Source organism: Chondrinema litorale (genome assembly GCF_026250525.1).
Taxonomy (GTDB): Bacteria; Bacteroidota; Bacteroidia; order Cytophagales; family Flammeovirgaceae; genus Chondrinema; species Chondrinema litorale.
In genome coordinates, this window is record NZ_CP111046.1 from 320,288 (window position 1) to 338,635 (window position 18,348).

13 protein-coding genes are annotated in these 18,348 nt (G+C 36.3%); 9 read left to right on the forward strand and 4 right to left on the reverse strand.

Going from position 1 to position 18,348, the window contains the following annotated elements:
• The first annotated feature begins 34 nt into the window (after window positions 1-34).
• The 3 genes from OQ292_RS26160 (at window position 35) to OQ292_RS26170 (ending at window position 2,835) form a co-directional block, all read left to right on the forward strand.
• Window positions 35-637, forward strand: a complete 603-nt coding sequence (locus OQ292_RS26160) for an RNA polymerase sigma factor (RefSeq protein WP_284687139.1) — start codon at window positions 35-37, stop codon at window positions 635-637.
• Between the two features lie 161 nt (window positions 638-798).
• Window positions 799-1,824 carry a FecR family protein gene (locus OQ292_RS26165; RefSeq protein ID WP_284687140.1) on the forward strand — a complete coding sequence of 342 codons (1,026 nt, stop codon included), beginning with the start codon at window positions 799-801 and terminating at the stop codon, window positions 1,822-1,824.
• Window positions 1,825-1,962: 138 nt separating this feature from the next.
• Entirely contained in the window at window positions 1,963-2,835 is an 873-nt protein-coding gene (locus OQ292_RS26170) for a carboxypeptidase-like regulatory domain-containing protein (RefSeq protein ID WP_284687141.1), read from the forward strand.
• Here the strand turns inward: OQ292_RS26170 and OQ292_RS26175 are convergent.
• Window positions 2,795-4,456 carry an IS1182 family transposase gene (locus OQ292_RS26175; protein ID WP_431733766.1) on the reverse strand — a complete coding sequence of 554 codons (1,662 nt, stop codon included), beginning with the start codon at window positions 4,454-4,456 and terminating at the stop codon, window positions 2,795-2,797. The genes OQ292_RS26170 and OQ292_RS26175 overlap by 41 nt on opposite strands.
• Window positions 4,457-4,534: 78 nt before the next feature.
• On the opposite strand from OQ292_RS26175, the gene OQ292_RS26180 reads away from it, so the two are divergent.
• From OQ292_RS26180 to OQ292_RS26190, 3 genes are all read left to right on the forward strand, one after another.
• Window positions 4,535-7,135 (forward strand): SusC/RagA family TonB-linked outer membrane protein, encoded by a 2,601-nt coding sequence (locus OQ292_RS26180; protein ID WP_284687150.1) that lies wholly within the window; start codon window positions 4,535-4,537, stop codon window positions 7,133-7,135.
• Window positions 7,136-7,148: 13 nt separating this feature from the next.
• On the forward strand, window positions 7,149-8,879 hold the full coding sequence (locus OQ292_RS26185; RefSeq protein ID WP_284687142.1) for a RagB/SusD family nutrient uptake outer membrane protein: 1,731 nt from the start codon (window positions 7,149-7,151) through the stop codon (window positions 8,877-8,879).
• A 97-nt stretch (window positions 8,880-8,976) separates the two neighbouring features.
• Window positions 8,977-10,374 carry a glycoside hydrolase family 27 protein gene (locus OQ292_RS26190; protein ID WP_284687143.1) on the forward strand — a complete coding sequence of 466 codons (1,398 nt, stop codon included), beginning with the start codon at window positions 8,977-8,979 and terminating at the stop codon, window positions 10,372-10,374.
• Window positions 10,375-10,439: 65 nt separating this feature from the next.
• On the opposite strand, the gene OQ292_RS26195 is transcribed toward OQ292_RS26190, so the two are convergent.
• Window positions 10,440-11,282 (reverse strand): SDR family oxidoreductase, encoded by an 843-nt coding sequence (locus tag OQ292_RS26195; protein WP_284687144.1) that lies wholly within the window; start codon window positions 11,280-11,282, stop codon window positions 10,440-10,442.
• Window positions 11,283-11,442: 160 nt separating this feature from the next.
• Here OQ292_RS26195 and OQ292_RS26200 point away from each other — a divergent pair, with 160 nt between their 5' ends.
• From OQ292_RS26200 to OQ292_RS26210, 3 genes are all read left to right on the forward strand, one after another.
• On the forward strand, window positions 11,443-11,820 hold the full coding sequence (locus tag OQ292_RS26200; RefSeq protein ID WP_284687145.1) for a winged helix-turn-helix transcriptional regulator: 378 nt from the start codon (window positions 11,443-11,445) through the stop codon (window positions 11,818-11,820).
• A gap of 217 nt (window positions 11,821-12,037) precedes the next feature.
• Window positions 12,038-13,414: a sulfatase family protein gene (locus OQ292_RS26205; RefSeq protein WP_284687146.1), complete on the forward strand. Its 1,377-nt coding sequence runs from the start codon at window positions 12,038-12,040 to the stop codon at window positions 13,412-13,414.
• 169 nt (window positions 13,415-13,583) lie between these two features.
• Window positions 13,584-14,138, forward strand: a complete 555-nt coding sequence (locus tag OQ292_RS26210; protein ID WP_284687147.1) for a sugar O-acetyltransferase — start codon at window positions 13,584-13,586, stop codon at window positions 14,136-14,138.
• 293 nt (window positions 14,139-14,431) lie between these two features.
• On the opposite strand, the gene OQ292_RS26215 is transcribed toward OQ292_RS26210, so the two are convergent.
• Window positions 14,432-16,858 (reverse strand): alpha-L-rhamnosidase, encoded by a 2,427-nt coding sequence (locus OQ292_RS26215; protein WP_284687148.1) that lies wholly within the window; start codon window positions 16,856-16,858, stop codon window positions 14,432-14,434.
• 131 nt (window positions 16,859-16,989) lie between these two features.
• Complete coding sequence (locus tag OQ292_RS26220) at window positions 16,990-18,204, reverse strand: glycoside hydrolase family 18 protein (protein ID WP_284687149.1); 1,215 nt, start codon at window positions 18,202-18,204, stop codon at window positions 16,990-16,992.
• Window positions 18,205-18,348: the final 144 nt, after the last annotated feature.

Sequence of the window (18,348 nt, forward strand, 5' to 3'; positions counted from 1 at the left end):
GCTTTAAATAACTTGAGCAATAAGTTAATAAGATATGGAAATGAGCGCTAATATCGAACTGCAAGAAGGGAAGTCACTTTCTAATAATCTGAAGAAAGGTGATATTAATGCACTTAAAGAAATTTATCTTAAACACTACGATAAATTCTTGAGCATTTCTATTGCTTTCTTAAAATCTAAACCAGAAGCAGAAGATGTGTTGCACGAAGCGTTTATGAAGTTTTGGGAAAAAAGACATATGCTCAAAGATGATAGTGATTACCAAAACTACCTTTTTATTATTCTTAGAAACCAGCTTGTAAGTGCAGTGAGAACAAAAGCGAAAGTGGTTTTAAAAGAAGACTTCAACAAGCTAAATCTTAGTGCTTCTTCAACAGAAAGCTGGTTAGAACACAAAGAGCTTTCTAAAACACTTGAACAAGCCATAGACAAATTACCTCCAAAACGAAAAGTTGTTTTTAACCTCAAAAGGCAAGACGGACTTACCAACCAACAAATCTCTGAAAAACTGGGTATCTCCACCCAAATGGTTGAAAAACAATTGAAATTAGCCAAGCAATCTATCACGGAATATTTACAGTTGCATGGCGAAATCTCACTCATTTCAATACTCTTATTTCAAATAATTTTTATTTAAAAAATGGCTCTCAGATCATTCTAGAGCTATTTCTGAAAAATATTTAATTTTTTTTAGAAAAGGAGGTTGGGTAAAGACCTACCTAAAACGTATTTACCCCAAATCGAATTTATAGAACCTGATATAGGCTTTGCAAAAAAGCAGATTAACATTTTTCAATAATGACCGGAAAAGAACTTGAACATCAACTAATTAAAAGGTATTTAGCAGATGAATGTACATCTGAAGAAATACTTGAGGTTCATAAATGGATTGCAGCTAATGAAAACGAAGAAGCATTAAAATCGCTCATAGACGATTTACTCAATCATAAAAATGGTGGAATTGAAATAACTCCTAATCGAGATAAAGAACTTCTCTGGCAAAGCATAGAGCAAGATATTAATCGAAAGCATTTTGCAGTAAATAAACCAGCGCCAGAAAATCAACTAAAAACAGTAAATCCATTTTTTACCTTTAGCAAAATTACTGCTTCTATTGCCTTATTGCTAGGTGTATTTACTGTATTGTATTTCTATAATAATGAAGAAAAAATAGAGCAACCAATAGCTAAAGTATTCTCAGAAATATCAACAATTTCTGGCCAAAAGAAAAATATAACCTTGCCAGATGGGACCAGAGTGATATTGAATAGTTCATCTTCTATTTCATTTGAAAAAGAATTTCTAAAATCTAATGAAAGAAGAATCACTTTAAAAGGCGAAGCTTATTTTGATGTGACAAAGAATAAAACTAAACCTTTTATTGTAAGCACAAATTCTGTAGAGACAAAAGTGTTAGGTACTTCCTTTAATGTGAAATTAGACAGTAACAAGGTATACATTGCACTTGTAGAAGGAAGAGTAGAAATGAAAAATCAGGATAATATTATTGAGCTAACTCCTGAGGAAATGGGTATTGCAGATATGCTTGATAGTAGCCTATATAAAACCTATTTCGATATACAAGAAATTACAGGTTGGAAAGATGGCAAGCTTGTGCTTAAAGATGCTAACTATAATGAGGTGATGCAAAGATTACAAGAATGGTATGGTGTTGAATTTGAGCAAAAGGGTAAAACTCCAACAGGAACAATCAATACGATATACGATAATGTAAGCCTTTCAGAAGTATTATTGGGCTTAAGTTTTACTTACAATTTTGACTATACAATTAATAAAGATCAAGTTAATATTATTCTAAAATAAAGAAAATGAAAACAATGAACAGCAGTTGATTAATGCCTCAAAAAAAACCTGGAACATAGAGAAACTTGTGGGGAGTGCCCTCTAACATTCCAGGATAGTATTTTAAACTTATTGTAAAATTTAAAACCTAGTAAAAATATGAAATTGAAATTACTAAGGCAAATCATTATTATGTCTAAATTTTCGCTATATGGCTTGTTTTTGCAGTGCTTGTTTGCAAGTTTATTTCTTGCAAATGCCAGCAATGGGCAGTCAGTCAGTCTTGATAAAATCTATGTGAGCTTACCTTCAGACGAACAAAAGGTGATGCTTACAATTAAAGAACTTCAAGACCAAACCTCATTCGAATTTGTATATTTAAATAATCTTATTGATTATGGAGATGTTGTTATAGATTATAGTGCGCAAAATAACTCAGTTGGTAATATTCTGAGAGATATTTCAAAAGGAACTGGTTTACACTTTAAGCGGGTAAATGATAAAATTTACATTCGTAAAGGAGAATTTAAACAACGGCTAGAAGAAGAATATAAAAATACAGACCCTGCTCAGTTTAAAGTTTCTGGTACTATAACTTCAACTGAAGATGGAGAACCTTTACCAGGAGTAAGTATTTTAATAAAAGGAAGTACTACAGGAACCACTACAGATTTCGATGGTAATTACTCTCTCAATGTCACTTCAGATGCTATTTTACAATTCAGTTATATTGGCTTTATAACTCAAGAAATTACTGTAAATAATCAAAGTGAAATTAATGTTTCTTTGAACCCAGATTTGGAGCAGTTGGAAGAAGTAGTAGTAATTGGATATGGAACCCAGAAAAAAGAAACTTTAACAGGTTCAATCGTCTCTACAGAAGGCGAAAATATAAGAAAGGTTCCGGAAACAAACATTGCCAATACACTCATTGGTAGACTACCGGGCTTAGTTACCAACAACCGTGATACTGCTGGCGAAATGAAACCTTCTATGCAACGATTCTGTCAGGATATTCCATCAATTTCCTAAAAGCTGAGATTCTGGTCCTCTCTCTTGGTCTTTCTTCCAGCCAATAATAAATTCTTGAAAAATTCATAGCTGTGGCTATAATTACATTTTGTAAGTTTGCCTTACAAAGACCTATATATCTACTTCTCCTCATTCCAAAGGCTCTTACACCCAAAGATATAGTTGCTTCTACTCCTGCTCTCCTATTATATGTTGTAATATAATCACCTCTACTCTGTCCGATCCTAGCTTTTATCATCGCTTGATACTCCTCTTTTGGCAATAAAGTGAGCGTGCGCCGTTGAGCTTTGGTGCAGAACGCTTTACTTTTACATACTTTACAATCTTTCATAGAGAACTTTACTTTTATCATTTCTTTTTTACGTTTATCATAGGCTATTGTCCAACTTTTACTGGTATGACCCTCAGGACAAATGGCTTCCTGTTTGTCCAAATCGACCTTAAAGTTTTTCAATGCAAATCCTTTTCCTGATCTGGCTTGCCATTTTTGATCGGACCGGGTTGGTCCTAAGAGTTCAACGGCATATTGTTTTTTACTGTTTACCAATAAAGCAGAATCAATATACCCTGTATCTACCAAGTGGGTCTTAGGAAGTCTTTTATCTTTTTTTAGATCATCATGGATGCCATCGGTCATATTACTATCGGCAATGGGACTTTTGGTTGTAACCATATGGGTAATCAAATAAGGAAGATCTTCCTGACATGTCTCTGTAATATGTACTTTATAGCCTATCCAGGATGTGGTATACTTCTTGGCATAGCGGGCATCTTTGTCATAAGGTGAGCTGATGAACTGTAAAGCAGGGGGGATGCCCAATTGCTTGTCCCTATAATTTATTTTGTCTTCCTGAAGATAAAATTGTTGTACCCATACATTGCGGAGGAGTTTAACGGCAGGAAGGTTTCTTAACCAGCCCTCATCGTCTTGTTGATATATAATATCCAAAAGGTCATATCCATCTTTTCCTATCTGTATTGCAAACCCTAGTTGTTTTAATTGACTTTGGGGAAGGCGGGTACTACCTATTCGGGAGCTATACCTTTTGGTCCAATCCGGTATGGCATGTTGCCTCATCCAATCAGGAGCAACTGTGGCCAAACTGTTCAGTGCTGCTCTAATTGTTTCACCTATGCAGACCAATCTATTGGTCGCTCTTATAGCACCTAGCATATGGGTAGAATCCGTCCGGATAGTTCCCCTCTTTTTGATCCATTTACGCTCTTCGCATTTTTTTAGTAATCTGTCCAAGAGTAGAGTTACTGGAGCTCCCTTGATCAATCTACTCCTAAATTCGCATAAAACACTATTATCATAACCTGTTGCAGTGAGTTCCAAGCTCAATAAATATTTCCAATCAATCCGGGACGCCATAGCCTCTACAGCTTGTCGGTCAGATAAACCTTCGATAAATTGCATAACAGTAATCATGGCCAATCTCCAAGGATCTGCTGCTGGCTGACCTTTAGCGGGAAATAAATCTGCAAAAAATTCATTTTCATAGATTATCCCTAGTTCATCTTTGAGGGTTATATAAATATTCCCTTTAGGAAAACTGGCATGGGCAACTTGTTTGGTCAGTATGGGAATTTCAGGGATCTTATTTGGCTTTAACATGATCTTGTATTTAAATATTTATTGTATGATTTCCGAATCTAATAAATATTTGAATAGGACTTATAGCATTTCGCCAGCAGTATCAACCGTGCTGGTGAACCAGGTTATGAAAATACAGAAATCTTGATTAGAGGTCGTAGTACTTTTGGCGATAATAGCCCTTTAATAGTAGTAGATGGTGTTGCCAACCGCGCTGGTGGACTTAGCAACATCGATGCGAATGATATAGAAAGTATTACTGTATTAAAAGATGCTTCTGCGGCAATTTATGGTGCTCAGGCAGCTAATGGAGTTATATTAGTAACTACCAGAAGAGGTAAAAGTGGCAAAACGGAGGTAAGATTAACCACAAACTTCGGTATAAGAAAACCTACTGTAATACCAGAAATGCTCAATTCAGCAGATTATGCAGTAGCCCTCAACGAGATTGAAACAGAAATTTATGGCCGTAATCCTTTATATACTGATGAACAAATTCAGTTATTCAGCGATGGTTCAGACCCTACAAATTACTCAAATGTAAACTGGATAAATGAAACCCTTCGAGATTATGCACCACAAATGCAACATAACTTATCAGTAAGTGGTGGTACAGATAAAGTGAAGTACTTTGTCTCTTCAGGTTATCAATTCCAAGATAATTACTACAGAAACAGTGCAAGTAATTATAAGCAATATAACCTTCGCTCTAACATAGATATGCAGGTAAATGATTATCTAAAAATCTACACCAACATCTCACTAAGACAAGAAGATAGAAACTCACCGCATTATGGTTCAGAAGATATCTGGCGCTATTTGGTTAAAGGAGACCCACGAGTAAACATTGTTTGGCCAGATAACGACTTACCAGTTTTAGCTTCTCAAGATAATTTTAATCCATTTACTGCCGTGGATGGTTCAATGGGTTATCAGCAAAGTAAACGCAGCTATTTGAATGCAGACTTAGGTGTTAACTTAGATTTATCTTTTATTACTGAAGGTTTAGAAATAGATGGAGGTCTTTTTGTAGATCGTGGAGATCATTTTTATAAGCACTTCGAGAAAGCTTTTTACCTATATGGATACAACAACAATACAGGTGAATATTTTCCAAGAAAATATGGTCCAAACAATGCGTCTCTAAACGAGAATATGGATAGATCTCTTGGTATTACTGCCAGAACTAAACTGAGCTATAAGTATTCTTTTAATGATGTACATAATGTTTCTGCCTTTATCGCTTATGAGCAATACGAAAGTAACTACGATTACCTTTGGGCAAAAAGACAAGATTATGTTTCTGCCATTGTAGATCAAATTTTTGCTGGTGACCAACAAACTAGCTTAAATGATGGCTACGCTACAGAAACAGGTAGAGTAAACTATTTTGGTCGTGCAGATTATACATATAAAGATAAATACTTAGTACAATTTAACTGGAGATACGATGGTTCTCAAAACTTCCCTAAAGAGAATCGATTTGGTTTCTTCCCGGGAGCTTCCGTGGGTTGGGTAGTTTCTGAAGAAGATTTCTGGAAAAGTAGCTTATCATTTATCGAGTTTTTCAAGTTTAAAGGCTCTTGGGGACAAATGGGTAATGATAAAATCGCTCAGTATCAATACTTAACTACTTATACTTTTGGTAACAATGCTACTTTAGGTGGTAATAGTCCATCACCACAAACAGGTATAACACAAGTGCGTACAGCTAACCCTAATGTTTCTTGGGAGGTTGCAACCACTATCAACTTAGGTTTAGAAACCTCATTCTTAGATTATTTCAGTTTTGACCTAGACTTATTTAAAACAAAACGAACAGATATTTTATACAGTGGAGTCTCTTATGTGCCAGATTATGCTGGACTTTCATTACCTGCTGAAAACATTGCTGAGGCTGAAACAAAAGGTTTCGAGGCTGTTTTAGGGTACAACAACACTTTTGGCAAATTCAACTTTATGGCAAGTGGTAACATGTCTTATGCTAAGAGTGAAATCCTCTATTTTGATGAACCGGAAAGCACTTTGGAATGGCAAAAACGTACAGGTCAGGCTTTAGGAGCAGATTGGTTGTTATATGATGAAATCGGCATTTTCCGTACGCAAGAAGACCTAGATGCTTATCCTCATTTAAGTAATTCAAAAGTGGGTGATTTGATTTTCCGCGATACCAACGAAGATGGTGTAATTGATGGAAATGATATGATTCGCCCAAATAAAACCACCACTCCAGAAATAGTGTATGGTGTAAATCTAGGTGTGAGTTATGGCAATTGGAACTTAAGCATGTTATGGCAAGGAGCAACCAATGTTTGGCAATATGTATTTTTTGAATCAGGTAGTATTGGAAACTTTACACAAGACTATTTCGATAATCGCTGGACATTTGAAAACATTAATGCAGATTATCCAAGAATATATGACAGACAAGTAACATCATCAGCTCAAAAGAACACTTTCTGGTTAAATGATGCTACCTACTTACGTCTTAAAAATATCCAGCTTGCCTATACAATGCCAGAAAAAATTATGAATGTTTTGCCGTTTAGCCAAGCTCGCTTTTATACCAGTGCTTCTAATTTATTGACTTTTACCAAATTAAAAAATGTGGATCCAGAGACAACTGAGGGTGGACAAGGATTTGCTGCATGGAGTACCCCTCAATCGAAGGTAATCAACTTTGGTATGAATCTAACTTTCTAAATTGAACACAAATATGAAAAAGATAAAAATATTACTAACAGGGCTTTTATTCGTATTAGTAAGCTCTTGCGATAGAGATGCAATCTTAGACAAATCTCCGCTAACAGAAATTTCGGAACAAGATGTTTGGGAAGACCCTAATCTTGTGGCATCTTTTGTAAATGCTCGCTATAGTGCGATAGGTCATGGTTGGGCAGAATCTTGGCAAAGTTCTGTAGTTGATGAAACTTACCTTACTTGGTCTCGTGGTTGTGAGCCACTCACTCAAGGTTATGTAAACCCTGCTGATTTAGGTAGAATGAATGGTGCTTGGTGGGGTTGGGATAACCGTGCTTGGGCTACAATCTGGAATAATATAAGTAATTGTAATTTATTTTTCGAAAGAGTAGAAGATGTTGAGTTTAGCGATGAAGCCGAAAAAGACAAACTGATTGGAGAAGTTACTTTTATAAGAGCGCTCATGTATTTCGATCTGGTTTCGAGATGGGGTGGTATGCCAATTATTACAAAAGCTTATACATTAAATGATAGAGAAGAGTTTTTGAGTGTTGCCAGAAATTCTTACGAAGACAATGTAGATTTTATAGTTTCTGAATGCGATAAAGCAGCATCATTACTCCCAGATAATTACTCAGGAGCAGATGTTGGTAGAGCTACAAGCATTGCTGCATTAGCACTAAAATCTAGAATGTTATTATATGCAGCAAGTCCTTTAATGAATCCCGGAACAAATGAATTAGTAGGTTATACTTCTGCTGATGCTTCGAGATGGAGTTTAGCCGAAGAAGCAGCAAAAGCTTGTATAGATGCTGCATTAAATAGCGGATATGCATTATATAATCAGTATGGAGATGTAAAAACAAACTACACTCAGCTATTTTTAGATGGTGGCAATAGCGAAGTGATTTTCGACAGACAAGGAGGAACCAGTGCAGATGACATTAATCTATCATATTTAGATCAATCAAACGGACCTAACGGATATGGACAATGGGGTGGAAATACGCCAATCTCTGAGCTAGTAGACGATTTCGAAATGGCAGATGGAACAAAGTTCGATTGGAACAATCCTGAACACAGTGCAGACCCATATGCCAATCGTGATCCACGTTTGTATGCATCAGTGCTTTCTGATGGAGATATCTGGAAAGATCGAAACGTAGAAACTTATTTAATTGCTGATGCTTCTGGCGAAATTACAGGAGGTGGACAAGACACTAAATATGGCCAAGATAACTGGAATACAAGTAAATCTGGTTACAATATTCGGAAATTCATGGACGAAAATTATGTGACTAACAGTTGGAATTTCCCAAGCACTAAAAACTGGATTTGGTTTCGTTTAGGTGAGCAGTATTTAAACTATGCCGAAGCTCTTTATATGCAAGGCAAAGAAACAGAAGCCAAAGTAGCCTTAAATGTAATTAGAAACCGAGCTCAAATGCCTGAGGTTACAGATTCTGGTGCCGACCTTTGGGATCGAATTGTAAATGAACGCCGAGTAGAATTATGCTTTGAAGAACATCGCTACTACGATGTACGCAGATGGGAGATTTCCGACGATGTGTTAAACAGAGATGCAACAGGAGTTGAGGTTGTTTTGCATCCTGATGGTACAAAAACTTATACTCCGGGTATTCTAGTTGAACAGCGAACTTTTAATGCTCCGGCAATGTATTGGTTGCCAATTCCAATAGAAGAAACCAATAAAAACGTGAATTTAGAGCAAAATCCGGGGTATTAGTGGGAAATGAATTATAAATTTAAAACCCGGGAATAATCTCGGGTTTTTAAATGGATTTCCAACCAAAAAGCAAACTTTAATTAATAGATAGAGAAATATGAAATCAAACAGTTTTTTACTAATCTTTTTATTATTCCTTCCATTTGCTTGTACGCAAAAACAAACTCAGACTGAAACTGAAGAAACACAGGATATTCCTGCAAAAAATGTCAGTTTTAAAGACTGGGCTAAAACTCCTCCAATGGGTTGGAATAGCTGGGATTGCTACGGGCCTACAGTGAAAGAGGAAGAAATAAAAGCCAATGCAGATTACATGGCTGAAAATCTGAAGGATTATGGTTGGGAATATGTTGTGGTTGATATCAGATGGTTTGTAGAAAACACGAAATCTCATGGTTACAATCAAACTGATCCCATCTATGTGTTAGATGAATACGGAAGATATTTACCTGCCGAAAACAGATTCCCTTCAGCAGCAAACGGCAATGGTTTTAAAGCTTTAGCAGATTATGTGCACCAAAAAGGATTAAAATTCGGAATCCATATTATGCGTGGAGTGCCTACTCAAGCAGTAGAGAAGAAGCTTCCAATTAAAGGAACAGATGGCATCACGGCTGACCAAATTTACACAGAAGAAAACCAGTGCAAGTGGTTAAGAGATAATTACACCATAGTTGCTAGCAAGCCCGGCGCACAAGAATATTATAATTCAATTTTTGAGTTATATGCAGATTGGGGTGTAGATTTTATTAAAATAGACGATCTTTCAGCACCTATTTATCATAAAGATGAAATAGAACTAATTCGCAATGCCATTTCTAATTGCGGTCGTGAGATTGTATTGAGTACTTCACCGGGAGCGACACCTGTAGAATCTGCAGACCATGTGAGCGAATATGCCAATATGTGGAGAATGGTTAATGATGTTTGGGATAGCTGGTGGCATATCAGACACTTATTTGAAGTGAGCCAAGATTGGTACAGCTACATCAAACCGGGAACTTGGCCAGACTGCGACATGATTCCACTAGGTAGACTCTCAATTAGAGGTGAAGTAGGAGATGATAGAATGACCAACTTGACAAAAGATGAGCAATATACTTTAATGTCTATGTTCACTATTTTCCGCTCGCCATTATTTTTTGGTGGAGACTTACCTAGCAACGACGAGTTTACTTTATCACTTTTAACCAACAAAGAGGTGTTAAAAATGCATTCTGAAAGTGAAGATGTAAAACAGTTATACTTTAAAGATGATAAAGTAGCGATTACATCAAACAGTACCACATCAGACATGAAATACCTTGCCTTGTTTAATCTATCAGATTCTGTATCACAAGATGTTGATGTACAGTTTACTGACTTGAAAGTGGATGGCAAAGTAAAAATTACCAACTTATGGACTGGAGAAGAAGTAGGAGAGTTTGAGTCTACATTTAGCCAAGAATTGCCTTCTCATGCTTCTGGCTTGTATAAATTAGAACCTGTTGAGTAATTTTTAAAAGCATTTAAATACAAAGAAGGTCTTAAATTTAAATTTAAGACCTTCTTTGTTTATAATTATAATGCAGCTTTAACTGACTCAGAAAGAGGTGTTGTTTTTCTTCCTAATATTTTTGACAATTGTTTTGAATCATCATACAAATCGTCTTTAGAAGCACCTACATCCCAACCAGCGATAGCATAAGCTAAGCCTTCTGGTAAACCTACAGATTTAAGAATTTCTGCATAGTCTTTTTCTGGTAAGTTATTGTAAGGAATGTCTTTACCTGTTTGCTTAGAAATTTCAGCAGCAAGGTCACTTAAAGTGTAGTACTCATCACCTGCAAGTTCGAATACTTTACCTTTGTAGCTAGTATCTGTAATTACAATAGCAGCAGCTTCTGCAAAATCAATTCTCGCTGCTGAAGATACTTTACCTTCACCTGCACTTCCTACAAATGCACCTGCTTGTAATGCACCTGCTATTGATCCGGTATAGTTTTCAGTATACCATCCATTTCTTAAAATAGTATGTGTTAAACCAGACTCTTTTAGTGCTGCTTCTGTTGCTAAATGTTCTTCGGCTAAGCTCAAAGAAGATTGATCTGCATGTAACAAGCTAGTATAAACAATCCATTGAATGCCTGCTTCTTTTGCGGCATTAATCACGTTAGTGTGTTGTTCTTTTCTTTTTCCAACTTCGCTACCAGAAATTAATAAAAGGTGATCGATGCCTTTTAAAGATTCAGTTAAGGTTGCAGATTTGTCGTAATTGAACTCACGCGCTTCAACACCTAATTCAGCAGCTTTTTCTGGGGTACGTACTAAAGCTACAATATCCTCACTTGCAACTCTCTTTTTTAATTCTGCTACTACAAAGTTTCCTAACTGACCTGTAGCTCCTGTTACTCCTATTTTCATTTTAATTTATTTTTTAGATTTCTAAATGTTATTTGATGGTAAAAAGTTTTTTAATTACTTTTGGTAAGTCAAAGGTAAAAAGTTATCGTATGCTTGTCAAGAACTTACGTTTAAGTATAATACTAACCTTGGAGTTACTAATGCTGAAAATCAATGAGTTATGAAAGAAAATAATTTTGAAAAATTTGGAGTGATAGAAGAATGCCCAATAAGGAATGTGTTAGACCGTATAGGAAACAAATGGTCTTTGTTGGTACTCTTGACATTAGAAGAAGGTGAAGTGCTCAGGTTTAATGAGATTCACGGTTATATTGCCAGCATTTCTCAAAAAATGTTGAGTGTTACCTTAAAGTCATTAGAGGCAGATGGTTTGGTAAAAAGAACCGTGTACCCACAAATTCCACCCAAAGTAGAATATGAGCTAACCAGTAGAGCACAATCACTTTTGCCCCACTTACATAACCTAGCAGATTGGGCTAATAGCAATATGTCTGATATTATGGTTTCTAGAAAGCAATTTGAGTTGAGCAAGAGGTGATAAACTTCCAAATAAAAGCATAGAAAGATCAAGCCTTATTTTTGTTGATCAAAATTGCTCAACAGAATAACTCTAGATGATTATATGTATTCACTGAGATACAAGTAATCCCAATCGGGAATCATGGTAAATAATTTTAAGGTTACTAATTACCGTATTTTGTTAACTTCGGGTAATTGGTAACCTTAATTTGATTTTAACTATCTATACACTTTCTATGCAAAAAATATATTTAAGCTTATTACTATTTACTCTCACAATTCAACAATCAATCTGCCAGAATCAATCTAAGCCAAACGTATTGGTAATTTTAGCCGACGACCTCGGAAGTTTAGACTTGAATTGCTATGGCTCTAAAGATTTAGAAACTCCAAACCTCGACAAGCTAGCTAAAGCTGGTGTTCGTTTCACTCAATTCTATGCGGCAGCCCCTGTTTGTTCTCCATCGCGTGCAGCATTATTAACCGGAAAATCTAACTTGGGTGCTGGCTTACCTGGTAATGTTCCGATTCCCGAAGGTGATCCAGAAGGCAAAGCAGGCTTACCAACAGAAGAGGTAACCATGGCAGAATACTTTAAAGAAGCAGGTTATTCGACAGCTTTAGTGGGAAAATGGCACTTGGGGCACCACAAAAATAAAGTACCAAATGCGCAAGGTTTCGACTACTTCTTTGGTCACCAAAGAGGTTGTATCGATAACTATTCTCATTTCTTTTTCTGGGCTGGCCCAAACAAACACGACCTTTACAGAAATAATGAAGAGGTGCTTTATCCGGGAGAATATTTTCCAGATTTAATGGTGGATGAAGTTTCTCAAATAATCACAAAAGATGAAAATCCATTCTTTGTTTATTGGGCGATCAACGTTCCGCACTATCCATATCAAGCCACTCCAAAATGGTTGGATCACTATAAAGATTTACCTTCTCCAAGAAAAGAATATGCTGCCTTTGTTTCTACCATGGATGAGCGTATTGGAGAAGTATTAGATGAATTAGAAAAAGCAGGAAAGAAAGATAACACCATTATCGTATTTCAATCTGACCACGGACATAGCTGCGAAGAGCGTGCTTTTGGTGGTGGTGGAAATGCTGGCCCTTATCGCGGTTGTAAGTTCAGTATGTTTGAAGGAGGTTTGAGAGTGCCTGCTATTATCAGCTATCCAGATAAACTTCCTGCAAATGAAGTGAGAGATCAACTTTGTTCTGAGATGGATTGGCTACCAACCATTGCTGAATTATCAAACATAAAACTTGCAGATGATAAAATAGAAGGCAAGAGTTTGATGCCGATTATTAAATCGAAAAAAGCAGCTACACAACACGAAATAATTAACTGGCAAGTAGGTGGTTACGATGATGCTAAAAATAGTTGGGCAGTAAGAGAAGGTGATTGGAAACTACTTGGGCATCCTAACGATCCTAGTACAAAAACTAAGTTTACAGAAAAAGATGAGCTCTACTTAGTGAACTTAAAAGACGATATTGGAGAGCAAAAGAACGTTGCCGAATCTAATCCAAAGATTGTAGCAAAACTCAAAAAATACCATGAAGACTGGTTAAGCAAAATCAAATCTGATAGAAATATCGATTAAGTATTTCTGAAATTTTAGATAAAAAAGGCTATAGCTAATGGACATGCTGTAGCCTTTTTCATTATGAGATTTTAAAATAATAATTCGCGAAGTTTCAATGCTGAATTAAGCTCAAAACCCTTAACTTTGTAAGTGTATAATGTACACTTATTAATTAAACCTTATACCGATGAAAACAGAAAGAGTGAAAATGCTAGCCGGTGAATCTTATTTTATAAACGATGCAGAGTTAGTAGAGATAAGATATAAAACCCGAGAATTGGTTGATCAATTTAATGCCACTGGTCCGAGAGATACCGAAGATAAGCAGCGCATTCAAAGTGAGATATTTGGAGAAGTAGGGGAGAATGTACACATCGAAAAGCCGATGAGGATAGATTATGGCATGAATACCAAGCTTGGCAATAATGTTTTTATCAACTTTAATTTTGTGCTATTAGATTGCTGCCCAGTAACTATCGGTGATAATGTTTTTATAGCACCCAATGTATCCATTTATACTGCTAGCCATCCACTAGATTTAGAAGAAAGAAAAAAACATATCGGTTCAGCAGAACCCATTACCATTGGCAACGATGTTTGGATTGGCGGAGATTGTGTCATCCTTCCCGGTGTGACAATAGGAGACGGTTGTACCATTGGTGCAGGAAGCGTAATCACCAAAGATATTCCAGCAAATACTTTAGCGATGGGTTCACCTTGCAAAGTGGTGAAGGAGTTGTAGATTAATTTTTTTTATGTGAGGTTTTTGCTATATATAATTTTAAATAATCATAAATCACTGATAATAAATACTTGTACTTTTATCTTGATATAAAAGTACGGCAGCGGCCGACCGCCAAAAGATCAAGACTGCGGAAGCTTTTTCTAAATTTTTTACACTATTGCTAAAATCTCCAAAACAGCAGCGGCTGACGTTCACTTCGTTCAAACACTGGAGATTTTTCAACGCAAATGCTCAAAAAATTATTAACGAAAATGCTTCCTAGGTCAATTATTTTCTATTAAAGCCTCATATTATTTCAAAGAAACAGTAATCACATATTCTCCTGCCTCTAATTCAGTTTGTCCTGCTTGAATAGCATCTGCTTCGAGCAAATATTTACTTCCATCATTCTTTTTACTAATCTCCACTTGCTCAATATTAGCTTCTGGCAAATGGAAAATAGCAGAGCTTGCAGTAGGAATATTAGTTTCGAATATCAATGTATTGTTGCCTTCTTTTTTCCAATTAGAAACAATCTCTCCATAAGGAGTGTGGTAATTACATTTTACCCAATCCAAATTTTCTGGCACATAAGGCGACAAAGTAAACTTCTTAAATCCGGGAAATCCATCGATGGGTTGAATACCACCCAACCATCTATAAAACCATTCGGTTACAGTGCCAAACATCGGATGGCAATTGGAGTAAGTGTTATCACTTTCTTTCCAAGTTTCCCAAATAGTAGTTGCTCCGCGATCTATCATAAATCCCCAACCGGGATATTGAGTGCTGTTTACCATCTTAAATACATCTTCGATAAAACCAGTTTTAGAAAGGGTTTCCAACATATATTTGGTGCCAAAAATACCTGTATACAAATGACCTGATGGACCATTTTGTAAAGCACTCATCAGAGAGTCTTTAGCAGCAGACATGCTTTCTTCTGGAATTACATCATGATAAATCAATGTAGAGAAAAGTGTTTGTCGGTTGATCTCTTCTTTAATTGGATGATCCCAAAAGCGCGTTTTTAAACTATCTTTTAATAGTTCTGCCAATTCACCATATTCATTTTCAAGCACTGTTTCATTCATTAGTTGGGCAAAAGTTTTCATAATCTTGGCACATTGTAAATAATGCGCGGTTCCGGTTAGCTCAACTGGAACTGGCTTTAAAGATTCATGATCGCTCAAACCTTCTCGCACCACACCATCCGGATAAATCCTAGCTACCTTTTCCATCCACTGCTTATCCAATTCATACAACTCTTTCACTAAATCTGTATCACCGTAATACAAATACAAATAATATTGGGTAACCAGAAAAGCCGATTCCCAACTGATTCCGCAATAGCCTAAACCCACAAATGGCGCTGTATCTACGAATCCAGAATCTTGCAAATTGATCGCATCTACCCAATCGTAGATTGTTTTCTTGTAAAAAGCGTGCATATCAAAATTGTACATGAAAGATTCGTTGGTGGCATTTAAATCTCCACCATAGCCAAACTTCTCTCTTGCAGGGCAATCAGATTGTACCGTAACTAAGTTGGAAACAAAAGTTCTGACCGTAGCTTTTTGTATTGAGTTGAGCAAATCAGATGAACTTGCGAAATGATTCTCATTTTGCACATCTGTATTAAAAGCCAAACCTTCGATATCTTGAATCTTAGGTTCATAACTTAAGCCAGAAATCTCCATATATCGATAAGTATGGAAAGTAAAAATGGGACTGTATTCAATTTCTCCATCTTTAGAAAAAATATAAGAATCTGTTTGCCAAGCGATATCTGGCGCACCAGAACCACCTCTACCTTTCTTTTTAATCTGCCCTGCAACGGTAGTCATTGGGTTGAGGTTGCCATCTTCATATATCCGCTCACCAAACCTGAATGTTACTGTATCACCTTTGTGCCCATTGAGTTTGATGTTATAAGTACCTGTAAAATTGGTACCCATATCTACTAGATAAACATCTGCTTGCGGGCTAGAAATTTGAGTTGGTGTAAACTTGTCTGTTACCTTAACTGGTGGCATAATGGATTTTTGCAATTCACCTCCCGGCCCAGCTACTACTACAGAATTTTTCCAGTTTGCATCATCAAAATCTGGATTTTGCCAGCCATTAACTTCGAGGTTTGCATCATACACCTCACCTATATAAACACTATTTTTTAGAATCGGGCCAGAAATATATTTCCAAGATTCATCAGTTACAATCTCCGTTATTTCTCCATTCGCATCTTTGATAACAAGCTTGGCAATTACAGCAGGCATACCTGTAGGGAGGGCATTTCTGAGGTTTAAATTGCCCCACATTTTCATGGGTAAAGGATTATAAAAACCATTGCCAAGTATGATTCCTATATTGTTTTTGCCTTTGACTACTTTATCTATTACATCATATTCGGCATAGTAAATTCTTTCGCTAAAATCTGTCCATGCGGGATCAAGCACATTGTCTTCAATGGCTTTGCCATCTATACTCACTTTATAATAACCAGCAGCAGTAATAAACAAAGTGGCAGAAGATACCTCCGTAGAAACATCAAAACTTTTTCGAAAAATAGGGGCAGGATGATTTTGATAGAAAAGAGAATCGCTTTCTGGAAGTTTTGCATCTTGCGAAATCCATTTTGCATTCTCAAGCGGATTTGCTGTTTGGTAGTTTTCTTCTTGTGGGCTGCATGAAACTACTAGCAAAAGTAGCCCTACAACCATAATTTTATATAGCTCCAATGTGATAAATTATAAAGATTGTTGTCGAGTAATACCTTGTTTATTCTCTAAAAATAAGGGTTTAAGCGTATAATTGATACACTTAAACCCTTTATATTCAAAAGATTTCTATCTCTACAATCTTTTAAAATTTACTCTACTTTAGCGCTTTCTTTTGTAGCAGCTTCATAAATTGAATGCAACAAAGTGCCTTCTTCTTTGGTATCGTTACCAAGCTCCCAGAACATAATTCCACCTAAACCTTTTTCGATGGTATATTCTGTTTTTAATCTAACAGAAACAGTGTCATCATAAGAGACCATAATGCTGTCTGTAGCATTGTATAGATATGGTGCTTTGGCTTTTTCATCCCAGTAGCGCACATAATTGCTATCTGGCTCAAACTCTTTTCTGATGTGGTGATAAGCACTCCAACCGATATGGATACCACTACTTAACTGGTAAAGTCCATTGTTTTCTGGTGGAACTCCTTTCCAAGCACGCCCATAAAAAGCAGAACCAATTACCAACTGTTTCGGATTCGCTCCTTCCTTAATTAAGAAGTCTACAATTTTTTCGCTTGAACGCGGATTTGGATCTTTCATCCTACCAGCTTCAAACAAACTATCTAAATGATTTTGGAAAGGTGTACCTACGATATCTTCACGTTTTACATTGCCAAGTGGTGTGTGATGACCAGTGTAAATAGAGTTACCATTTACTTGGTCATAGGTCATAATATTCATGTAGTTAGCGTATTTCAACACTTCTAACATTTCGATATTATCGTAGTAGCGTTTCCAACCCGCAGAAGCAAAAGTTAAAGTTTGCGGTCTACCAGTTGAGTCTAAAACCGCTCTTAAACCCTTCATTAATTGAGTGAAGTTCTGCTTATCTTCGTCGCGGGCTTCGGTGTTTGCTGCTGGAATTGCCGGGTATTCCCAGTCAATATCTAACCCATCAAGCTTGTATTCTTGTACAAAATCATACACGCTAGAAATAAACTTTTTTTGGTTTTCAGGAGTAGAAGCCATGTCAGAAAAACCGTCTGCTCCCCAGCCACCACAAGCAATCATCACTTTTAATTTAGGGTTACGCTTTTTTTGATCTACTAATTGTTTTAGTTTTTTGCCTGCTACTTCTGGGTTTCTAAACTTCATTTCTCCATCTATCACATTGGTAAATGAGTAAATGATATGCGTAAGTTCTTCAACAGGAATCTTTTCCGGTTGGTAATCTTTTTCCGGAACGTAATAGGCCATTACAACAACTTGTGGATCAGATTCTGCATCAGTTGTTTCCACTGGCTTCTCATGCGAGCATGAAAATATAGATAGTGCTAATAGTAAAAGGATTAACCTTGTCATGTCAGTAATTTATAAGCTCATTTAAATTGTTAAAAATGCTAAGTTACTAATCAAAAGCAAAAAAGAAATTTATATCTATTTTCAAGACTCTATGTTTGCTTTTTACCTCTCTAAGAGTTGCATTAACTATTGAAAACATCAAAA

Excerpts from the sequence above, each read along its gene's own strand:
- OQ292_RS26165 (WP_284687140.1), top strand. The coding sequence starts at position 799 with ATGACCGGAAAAGAACTTGAACATCAACTAATTAAAAGGTATTTAGCA.
- OQ292_RS26195 (WP_284687144.1), bottom strand. The coding sequence starts at position 11,282 with ATGAAAATAGGAGTAACAGGAGCTACAGGTCAGTTAGGAAACTTTGTA.
- OQ292_RS26185 (WP_284687142.1), top strand. The coding sequence starts at position 7,149 with ATGAAAAAGATAAAAATATTACTAACAGGGCTTTTATTCGTATTAGTA.
- OQ292_RS26210 (WP_284687147.1), top strand. The coding sequence starts at position 13,584 with ATGAAAACAGAAAGAGTGAAAATGCTAGCCGGTGAATCTTATTTTATA.
- OQ292_RS26205 (WP_284687146.1), top strand. The coding sequence starts at position 12,038 with ATGCAAAAAATATATTTAAGCTTATTACTATTTACTCTCACAATTCAA.
- OQ292_RS26160 (WP_284687139.1), top strand. The coding sequence starts at position 35 with ATGGAAATGAGCGCTAATATCGAACTGCAAGAAGGGAAGTCACTTTCT.
- OQ292_RS26200 (WP_284687145.1), top strand. The coding sequence starts at position 11,443 with ATGAAAGAAAATAATTTTGAAAAATTTGGAGTGATAGAAGAATGCCCA.
- OQ292_RS26190 (WP_284687143.1), top strand. The coding sequence starts at position 8,977 with ATGAAATCAAACAGTTTTTTACTAATCTTTTTATTATTCCTTCCATTT.
- OQ292_RS26170 (WP_284687141.1), top strand. The coding sequence starts at position 1,963 with ATGAAATTGAAATTACTAAGGCAAATCATTATTATGTCTAAATTTTCG.
- OQ292_RS26220 (WP_284687149.1), bottom strand. The coding sequence starts at position 18,204 with ATGACAAGGTTAATCCTTTTACTATTAGCACTATCTATATTTTCATGC.